Source organism: Aliishimia ponticola (assembly GCF_004803475.1).
In the GTDB taxonomy this organism is placed as follows: Bacteria; Pseudomonadota; Alphaproteobacteria; order Rhodobacterales; family Rhodobacteraceae; genus Aliishimia; species Aliishimia ponticola.
Genome location: NZ_SRKY01000010.1, coordinates 1 through 9,684, shown reverse-complemented (window position 1 = coordinate 9,684; position 9,684 = coordinate 1). Strand labels below are relative to the sequence as shown.

Sequence of the window (9,684 nt, the reverse complement as noted above, 5' to 3'; positions counted from 1 at the left end):
TTTGCACGAACCCCGTCGTTTGCCGCAACGGCAGGCCAAACAGCACCTTCATCGTCAGGCACATCTCAATCGCCGCATCGCTGAAGCTCGGCTGTCGGCCGCGTTTGCCCGTCGGTGGCGCTCGCCATATCATTTCTGGATCAAACCAGAGCGTCAGCGATCCGCGCCGCTTCAACGCGTCATTGTAAGCCGACCAGTTCGTGGTCTTGTACTTCGTAGGGGACCAACTGCTCATGCCATCCAGCCATCATGATGGATTCATGCAGTCAATCCCCCACCCGATTTGTGCAACAAGGCCCATCCTCACCCTAACGCGCAATGTCTCAGAATTAAGGGTACGCGACAGGAGGGCAACAGTACCCTCTGTTTTGAAGCAACAGCGGCTCCCACCAGCCAAGTCTACCTACCAGACGGCTTCGAGTTGATCGAAGAGCGCAGCCATTATCGGCACGTCTTTGTGCGCTTCCAAAGCTAGGATGCAAAGGCAGGCAGGAATTCGTTGCGTTTCGCAGATAGTTAAACCGTAGGCCTGACGTTGGTGTAGCGCGATTGACTCTCGACAAAGACTGAGTCCGACGCCTGATCGCACCATTTCCAGCATCGACGCCTCGTGGTCGACCAGCGCCACGGAATTCTGCACGACGCCGTGACGAGAAAACACCTTGGTCAAAAGACGATTATGGACAGAAACCGGAGTTGTACCGATCCATGGCAGCGCCGCGAGTTCAGCCCATGACGCATTGACGACCCTCGCTTCCCAGCCCACCGGGGCGATGACGCGATAGTCAAACTGAGCCAGTTTCCGGGTATGAAGTTGCTGTTCCGACGGGATGTGGCCGATTTCTTCGGGGTCGCAGAGATAAAAACCGAGGTCGATTGTTCGGCGTTTCAGTTTATCAAGGATTTCACCGCTGATCCCATGAACGAGTTCGGTAACGATTCCAGGGTGGTTCTTTTTCAGGCCACTCAGCAATTGGCCAAGGCGGATGAATTCGGGGTCCACAATGGTGCCGATCCGCAGCTTACCCGAGATCTGGCCGCTTTGCGTGCTGGCGATGCGTCGGAGGTCGGCCATCGCGTTCAAAACCTGCTCGGCCTTGGGCAGCAGGGTTTCGCCATCTGCGGTCAAGTCAAGCCCGTGCGCAGTGCGCCTGAACAGGGTGATTCCTGTCTCCTCGCTCAACCGCTTGATCTGGTGGCTGATCGCTGGCTGGGTAAGGTGCAGAATCTCTGCTGCACGCGAGACGCTGCCTTCTCGTGCCACTGTCACGAAGGCCAAGATGTTGTTGGGGTTAAAGAATCTCTTCATATTAAGAAACTTAATATCAAGCTGAAAATTAAGTCATTAGGAATGTGCCCTTTGGCTTTCTACACCTTCGGAAATTGATACGCAGGGAGGAGCGTATCGCACCGCAGCCAACCCGCCTCGGCTTGGGGGCGGAGCGCTGCGGGCTGGTGCTTTCCTCACTGCCGTTGAGCAAGCAGGAGGGCGTGCCACGATGTCAGTAATCGGGGACGATTTCGACTTCATCGTGATTGGCGGGGGTTCGGCGGGCTGTCTGCTTGCCAACCGACTGAGCGCGGATACCGGCAACCGGGTGCTTCTGCTGGAGGCCGGGAAGGTCGATAGCTACCCGTGGATTCATATTCCCGTTGGCTATTTGTACTGCATTGGAAACCCGCGCACCGACTGGATGTATAATACCGAGGCCGACACTGGTCTGAACGGTCGGACCCTGCGCTACCCACGTGGCAAGACACTTGGCGGCTGTTCGTCGATCAACGGCATGATCTACATGCGCGGTCAGGCGCGTGACTATGACAACTGGGCCAAGCTCAGCGGTGAGGACGCGTGGAACTGGGACAACTGCCTGCGCGATTTCATGGCTCATGAGGACCATCAGAAGCTGGATGGCGGGGCCGACCCGAAGACCGGCGACAACAGCCGGTTTTCCGACTTGCACGGAAATGGCGGCGAATGGCGGGTGGAAAAACAGCGCCTGCGTTGGGACGTGCTTGACAGCTTTGCCGATGCGGCGACACAGGCGGGGATCGACAAAACCGACGATTTCAACAGCGGCGACAATGCCGGGGTCGGCTATTTCGATGTCAATCAACGCTCGGGTTGGCGCTGGAACACGTCAAAGGCGTTTTTGCGCCCGGTGAAATCACGGCCCAATCTAACAATCTGGACCGAGACCCAAGTCGAGAAGCTGACCTTTGCAAGGGATGAGAACGGCGCATTGCGTTGCAGCGGTGCGCAGGTCAACCGGAAGGGCCAGACCGTGTCGGTAAAAGCCCGCCGCGAGACCATTCTGTCGGCCGGAGCGATCAACTCGCCTCAAATTCTGCAATTGTCCGGGATCGGCCCGGCGGCGCTGCTGCAACAGCACGGGATCGAGGTTCTGCGTGACGCGCCGGTGGGCGAAAACCTTCAGGATCACCTGCAAATCCGCGCAGTTTACAAGGTGAAGGGCACGCGCACGCTCAACACCCTTGCCGGCAACATGTTCGGCAAGGCGATGATCGGTGCGGAATACCTGCTGAAGCGGTCCGGCCCAATGAGCATGTCGCCCAGCCAACTGGGCGCCTTCACCCGCTCTGATCCTTCCCGGACGCATGTCAATCTGGAATATCACGTGCAGCCTCTCAGCCTTGAAGCCTTTGGCGAGGATCTGCACGATTTCCCGGCGATCACGGTCAGCGTTTGCAACCTCAACCCCACCAGCCGGGGCCGTGTACGCATCCGCTCAAACAATTTCCGCGATGCGCCAATGATCTCGCCCAATTACCTGTCCACCGAAGATGACCGCAAGGTCGCTGCCGACAGCCTGCGCCAGGTGCGAGAGATCATGTCGAAGCCCGCGATGCAGCCCTACGCGCCCGAAGAATACAAGCCCGGCCCGCAGTACCAGAGCGACGACGACCTTGCCAAACTGGCCGGCGACATCGCCAACACCATTTTCCATCCGGTTGGCACGGTCAAAATGGGACTGGCAGAGGATGACTCCGCCGTGCTCGACCCACATCTGCAGCTCAAGGGGGTGTCGAGGCTGCGTGTCGTTGACGCGTCCGTCATGCCCGAAATCACCAGCGGAAACACCAATTCCCCGACGCTGATGATCGCGGAAAAGGCGGCCCGCTGGATCCTTGCGGGCCAGTAGGTCGGCGTCTTTGTCAATCGGAGGAAACATGCGTAACTCATTTTCCAACCTTCCCCTGACCGGGGTTAAAGTGGTCGATTTTGGGCAGTACATTGCTGGACCCGCCGTTGCGATGTTGCTTGGAGACCTTGGCGCCACTGTCGTTCATATCGACCCGCCCGACGGGCCGATGTGGGACAGCCCGGCCAATGCGACGTTGATGCGCAACAAGCTGATCGTGAACCTTGATTTGAAATCCGAGCAAGGGCTGGCCGACGCCCGCGCGCTTTGCGCCGAGGCCGATATCATCGTCGAAAACTTCCGCCCCGGAAAACTGGCCGCCTTGGGCATTGATTTTGCCGCGATGCGCGAAGAGCGGCCCGAGTTGATCACCGTCTCTTTGCCGGGTTTTGCCTCCAACGATGCCGAGCACCGCGAATTGCGGGCCTTTGAAAGCGTGGTTGCGGCCAGTTCGGGCGTGTTTACCGACATGGGGCTGAACCGCGTTCTGATGGGGTTGAACCCCTCGTTCTCGCCGCTGCCGCTGTCATCCGCTTATGCCTCGCAGATCGCGGCCTCGGCGACCGTGCTGGCGCTGCAATCACGTCAGTTGACCGGCTTGGGCGACCAGATCGAGGTGCCGCTGGCGGCAGCCGTGATGGAGGGATTGTGCTACAACTCCATCAAGGTGTCGGACATGCCGGAACGCTACCTGACCCAGCGCGAGATCGAGATCGAACGGCGGCGGGTCGAAGGTCTGCCGATGAATGTGTCCTACGAGGATCTGCAGGAACTGCTCGACCCGTTCTTTCGCAGTTACATGTGTAAGGACGGGCGTATGTTCTACGTGGTCTGCCCCAGTCACAAACACCACGCGCGCCGCTGCCTTGAGGTGCTGGGCCTTTACGATGAGATGATCGAAGAGGGGCTGCAGGAAGAGGACGATACCTACAAACCGCAGTCCGAGTGGGTGTCCGATACCTCGCTTGGCGTTTACCCGATGCCGAAGGAATGGGCCGACAAGATCGCCGCGCGCATGAAAGAGGTGTTTATGACCCGCACCTCACATGAATGGAAGCGCATGTTCGGACGCGCGGGCATTCCGGGTGCGCCGCAGCGTTGGCTGCAAGAGTGGATTAACGACGAATATGCCGAAGCCTCCGGCTTGATGATTGATGTCTGGGACCCGGTCTATGGCGAAATGACCCAACCCGGCCCGGTGGTCTGGATGGAGGAAAGCGGAGAAGACGCGTTAGCGCCCGAACCGCGCCGCTGGGCCGAGGTGGATGAGGCCCTGAAGGTGCTGCGCAAGCTGCGCACCGACATTCCTGACCCCGAAGACGGGATCGAGCAAGAGGGCTGGCTGTCGGGCGTTCGCGTACTGGACATGTGCAACGTGATTGCCGGGCCACATGCCGCCAGTTATCTGGCGCGGTTCGGGGCCGAGGTTATCAAGCTCGACCCTGCGACACCGCTCTATGACAGCTGGAACACCGTGATCTATGGGTTGAGCCAGGGACGCGGGAAAAAGTCGATCCTTGCCGATGCGAAGTCCGAACACGGACGCAAGGTATTGGAGGATCTGGTGAAATCCGTCGACGTGATCTTCTGGAACGCGCCGGACAGCCAGATCAAGCGCATGGGTCTGGACGCAAACAGCCTTCGCAAACTGAACCCCGAGGCGATTTTCTGCAAACTCGATTGTTTCAGCGGTGTGCGGCGCGGCGTGCGCACCGATTACATCGGCTATGACGATCTGGTGCAGGCCACCACGGGTATCATGTTGCGCTTTGGCGGCGCGATGGACCGTCCCGAGGAACACGCCCATGTCGGCACCATTGACGTGATGTGCGGATTTGGTGGCGCATTAGCTGTCGCTGCTGCGCTTTATCAGAAGCACCGCTTTGGGCGGATCGGGCGTGGACGGACCTCGCTTAGCGCCAACAGCGGGTTGCTGCAGATGCCCTTTGCATACGACTACCGTGGGCGCGGGCTATTCGATGAGCCGTCTGGCCCTGAGGTCAACGGCTATGATCCCCTCAGCCGCTTCTACAGCACCGCTTCGGGCGTCTATATCCTGCTCAGCGCTTACGAGTCTGATCTGCCGCGGTTCCGCAATGTCGAAAACCTCGAAGACCTGCCTGGTATCCCTGAAGAGGAGCGCGCGGCATACCTAGCCAGCGCATTCCAATCGCATCCCGCGACCGAATGGATCGCGCGCTTGCGTGCAGCAGATATCGGCTGCGCGATCTGCCACAACATCGAGGCGCTACGGTCGGAAAACCTGCGCGAACCAGACGGCACTCCCGGCACCGATCGGGGCAGCTATTCTTTCTCGCAGTACGCTGATCACCCGAGCGGTCATGAAGTCATTCAACTGGATCCCTATGCTGTCCGCCCCTCGCGCGGGCGGGTATTTGCCCTGCCTCCAACCGAGAAATTTGGCGCGTCGACGCGAGAGATCCTCGCTGATCTCGGATATTCTGATGTCGCGATCGAGCGGATGTTGAAATCCGGCCAGGTTAGCGAAAGTTGGAGTACAGAATACCTGCCCAGTTAAGGGCCGGGGGCGAAGGGTGCGGTCTGCTTCCTTCGTCGTGCTGCACTGCGTCGATTTCTTGGCGCACTGCATTGTCCATCAGGTTCGGGATTGTCACGTCAAACAGATGTTTGGCGAACGGAGGAGGCTGTCCGCGCCTAAGTGCCAAAACGGAGGAAACATGGCAGATAAACCCCCATTGATGAATCTTGAGATTCCGACCGCAGACACCGGTTTCTATTCCGGTTTTGCCAAAAGCGTGGCGATCCCGTCCAAAATCCTTGTTGCCGCGTTGATCGTATGGGCCATCAGCGTGCCCGAGAACGCGGCCGCCGTGCTCAACGCGATGAACGGGGCGATGCTCAAGAGTTTTGCGAGTTGGTATATCTACGTCGTAGCGTTGTTCTTGATTCTCTGCATTGCGCTGGCCCTGATTCCCATGACTGGACGCCTTAAAATGGGCCTGCCTGACGACCGCCCTGAATTTTCGCGCTTTTCGTGGTTTTCGATGATGTTCGGCGCCGGCATTGGCATCGGCATGCTGACCTTTGCCACCGCCGAACCAATGTATCACTTCGCCAACAACCCCAATGTCATCATGGGCGAAACGACTGGATCCGCGGCGGATAACGTGACTGCGGCGTATGTATGGTCGTTCCTGCACTGGGGGTTGCCGGCTTGGGCCTGCTATGCGCTCGTCGGGCTTTCACTGGCGTATTTTTCATATCGCCGGAACCTCCCGCTGACCGTGCGTTCCGGGCTGACCCCGCTGTTTGGCAAGCGCATGTCGGGTACTGTCGGGCATGTTGTGGATATTGTCGCGGTTGTGGCGACTATCCTTGGCGTGGCGCAAACCCTTGGTTTTGGCGTTGAACAATTTGTCGCCGGGCTTAACCGAGTGGGCTTTGGAGACTGGATCGTCATGGCCGACGGGAAACCCACTGCTGCAGGCATCGTGGTTGCCCTGATCGCGATCCTCGGGGCTTCGACCCTGTCGGCGCTTTCGGGTGTGGGCAAGGGCATCAAGTGGCTGTCGAACCTGAACATGGGGCTTAGCTTTTTTCTGCTGGCCTTCTTCATCCTGTTCGGGTCCACCTTCTTTGGCCTTGGTGCGCTGTTTTCGGGGTTGATCGCCTACCTGACCGAACTGCCCAAGCTTCTGTTTACCGTCTGGCACGCTGACGGCACGGAAACCGGCGATGCGCTCGCCTCATGGCAGGGTGGCTGGTCGGTGTTCTACTGGGCGTGGTGGATCGCCTTCGCGCCTTTCGTGGGCGTGTTCCTTGCCCGTATCTCGCGCGGGCGCAGCATCCGGGAATACGTGATGGGTGCCATCGTGGTCCCGTCGCTGATGTGCTTCATTTGGTTCACCATTGTCGGGGGTACCGCCATCGACATGACGCTGAACGGCAGCGCAGGCGATGCCATTTCCGGTGCCGGCCAAGAGAGCCAGCTCTTTGTCATGCTCGACCTGATCCTGAGTGGTGGACTGGCCTGGATCATGGCGGCCATCGTGGTGGTCCTCCTGCTGACCTATCTGGTCACAACGGCGGATTCCGCGATCCTGATCGTCAACACCATCAACGCCGCTGGAGAGGAAAGCCCGAAAGGCCGGGTTCACATCATCTTTTGGGGCGTCGCACTCAGCCTTGTCGTGGGTGGGTTGCTTCTGGTTGGCGGGCTCAACGCGATCAAGACAGCCATGGTGATTGGTGCGCTGCCCTTCAGCTTTGTGATGTTCCTGATGTGCGTGGCATTGGTCAAGGCTGTCATTAAAGACGGAATTCGTGAACGAAACGGTGTGCAAAGCGTACACCTCGAAGCCTGATGGCAAACTGCTGCAGAGCGAGGCCCTGAAACTCGCTCTGCGGCGCCCTTCACACTCCTGACTGTTCTGTATGAGCGCTTGTTGACATCGTTCTGCATCGCGGCAATGTTCTGCGAAACCGGCCAGACAGGATGGGCACAAGCTTGGCAAAAATCAAAGTCCGCACTTTCGGTGTCGTTGGTTTAAGGTCAGGATTCATAGCCAGTAGATGACGACGGCTGCGAGCGCGATGGCCGAGAGGAAGACCTTGGGACATCTGTCGTAGCGGGTTGCGACGCGCCGCCAATCCTTGAGCCTACCGAACATGATCTCAATGCGGTTGCGACGTTTATAGCGGCGCTTGTCGTATTTCACGGTCTTCTTGCGTTGTTTTCGCCCAAGGATGCAGGCGCGTATCCCTTTGTCTTTCAACGCATCTCTGAACCAGTCGGCGTCGTAGCCTCGGTCTCCAAGCAGCCATTCGACCTTTGGCAAACCGCCCAACAATGCCCGTACGCCGATAAAGTCACTGACCTGTCCAGCGGTGACGAAGAGGTTAAGCGGGCGTCCCTGGCTGTCGCAGATGGCGTGCAACTTGGTGTTCATGCCGCCTTTGGTCCGGCCAATCAGGCGGCCACGCCCCCTTTTTTCACGCCCATGCTGGTCGCTGTTCGGTGTGCCTTCAGGTAGGTCGCGTCAATCATAACTGTCTTCTGTTCGCCGTGCTCGGCAGCCAGCGTCACCATCATCCGCGCGAATATGCCCTTTTCGCTCCAGCGCTTTCAACGGCTATAAAGCGTCGGTCGTGAGGTAGTTTCAGCAGTCGATGCTATGGAAACTGGAGTGTCACTGATTCTGACAAAGCGATGGTGATCGCAAGTCTGGGGCCAGTGATCTTGATCGCCTTCAATTGCAGGTTCTTCAATGAACAAACACTTACTGAACCGGCAGATTGCCAAGCTGGAGGCCCAGATCGAACAGGTCATCGCAACCGATGAAGACCTTTCCAAGACAGCTGACATCTTGCGTTCCGTTCCTGAAATTGGCCCAGTTGCCAGCGCAATGCTGATCGCGGAAATGCCAGAGCTTGGTCAGATCACGGGAGAAAAAGCCGCCGCGCTCACAGGCCTTACGCCTATTGCACACGACAGCGGCGCGATGCGTGGCAAGCGCGCCATTGGCGGTGGCAGACGATTGCTCAGGCATGAGATGTTCCAATCCGCGCTCGTCGCAATCCACCATAACGCGGTCTTGAAAGACTTCGCAGATCGCCTGCGCACCGCCGGAAAACCGCACAAGGTCGTCATCACAGCAGTCGCTTGAAAGCTGGTCACAATCGTCAACGCACTCGTCAAATCAGGACAGAAATAGGCTCCGCAGACTGTCTGAGAAATACAGTTGCTAAGATCCCTGTCATTTACAGTTTTGCCGCTCTAAATTCGCCGCAAGACTCGTGGCCTGAGTTCTTCCGGATGTGATCTCAGATATGCAACGGAAACGCGCCGCTTCTCCCCTCCCCGTTTCACACCTTCAACAGGGGATGCGACGGAAGAAAAGAGCTCGGGAACGATATCCTCCAGATGTGCATAGATGCGTTGCCAAATCTGTTTGACCCGGTCTCTTGACACATTCATGGCCCGCGCAATCTCAACATCCGTAAACCCTTCGAGGGCGTGACGAACGAGCGCTTGTTCCTGCAGAACCAGTTGAAATTTTGGTGCCTGGCAAAACAAAAGAGACTTTGCAATTCCCGTCGCCTGATCCGCGATCAAGCTATCGCGGGACACCCCGTAAACGCCGCGCGGGCCATGTCCGGCTTCTGACAGGCTGAAAGGGTCTTGTGGGTCGACTTCGAACAAAAACGGATTGCCACCGGATTCCTGTATATGTCCAACAGACAACTCGGTTTCATGCAGGCAGCGTTTGACATTAAATCCGGTATGCGCCGCTATATAGACTGGAATGATCGCGTTCAAAATCTGATGAGCCAGGGAGCTCTCGAAATCGAATGTCTCCTGGCAGTATTCAAGAACAAACATTTCCAGCCCGGCCCCGGCGTTTCGCGGTGCCTGTTCCTGCGGAAACAGGAAAACGGACCTGTCGCCATCACGAAACCGGGTCAGCAACCTGCGGTTCAAATACGGCTTGGGTCGCGCGACGAAATCTTCGGCAACGCTTTCGTGCAAGAAACAGGT

The 9,684-nt window shown here is 58.0% G+C and carries 7 protein-coding genes and 1 pseudogene; 4 read left to right on the top strand and 4 right to left on the bottom strand.

The window, feature by feature from the left end; all coding sequences use genetic code 11:
* Together E4Z66_RS19460 and E4Z66_RS19455 are read right to left on the bottom strand one after the other, a co-directional pair.
* Positions 1–235 (bottom strand): transposase (locus E4Z66_RS19460; RefSeq protein ID WP_211097190.1); only part of this gene is annotated, 235 nt, incomplete at its 3' end.
* Positions 236–403: 168 nt separating this feature from the next.
* Positions 404–1,309 carry a LysR family transcriptional regulator gene (locus E4Z66_RS19455; RefSeq protein WP_136464756.1) on the bottom strand — a complete coding sequence of 302 codons (906 nt, stop codon included), beginning with the start codon at positions 1,307–1,309 and terminating at the stop codon, positions 404–406.
* Positions 1,310–1,499: 190 nt separating this feature from the next.
* Here E4Z66_RS19455 and E4Z66_RS19450 point away from each other — a divergent pair, with 190 nt between their 5' ends.
* The 3 genes from E4Z66_RS19450 (at position 1,500) to E4Z66_RS19440 (ending at position 7,510) form a co-directional block, all read left to right on the top strand.
* Positions 1,500–3,164 carry a GMC family oxidoreductase gene (locus tag E4Z66_RS19450; protein ID WP_136464755.1) on the top strand — a complete coding sequence of 555 codons (1,665 nt, stop codon included), beginning with the start codon at positions 1,500–1,502 and terminating at the stop codon, positions 3,162–3,164.
* Between the two features lie 28 nt (positions 3,165–3,192).
* Positions 3,193–5,703, top strand: coding sequence for a CoA transferase (locus tag E4Z66_RS19445; protein ID WP_136464754.1), 2,511 nt, complete (start codon positions 3,193–3,195; stop codon positions 5,701–5,703).
* Between the two features lie 160 nt (positions 5,704–5,863).
* On the top strand, positions 5,864–7,510 hold the full coding sequence (locus E4Z66_RS19440; protein WP_136464757.1) for a BCCT family transporter: 1,647 nt from the start codon (positions 5,864–5,866) through the stop codon (positions 7,508–7,510).
* Between the two features lie 195 nt (positions 7,511–7,705).
* Here the strand turns inward: E4Z66_RS19440 and E4Z66_RS19435 are convergent.
* Positions 7,706–8,271 (bottom strand): annotated as a pseudogene (locus E4Z66_RS19435) (IS5 family transposase); the annotation flags it as partial.
* A 142-nt stretch (positions 8,272–8,413) separates the two neighbouring features.
* On the opposite strand from E4Z66_RS19435, the gene E4Z66_RS19430 reads away from it, so the two are divergent.
* A complete protein-coding gene (locus E4Z66_RS19430) occupies positions 8,414–8,812 on the top strand; it encodes a transposase (RefSeq protein WP_136464753.1) in 399 nt (132 codons plus the stop codon).
* Between the two features lie 110 nt (positions 8,813–8,922).
* On the opposite strand, the gene E4Z66_RS19705 is transcribed toward E4Z66_RS19430, so the two are convergent.
* The coding region (locus E4Z66_RS19705; RefSeq protein ID WP_168797844.1) for a sigma-70 family RNA polymerase sigma factor at positions 8,923–9,684 on the bottom strand (762 nt) is incomplete at its 5' end.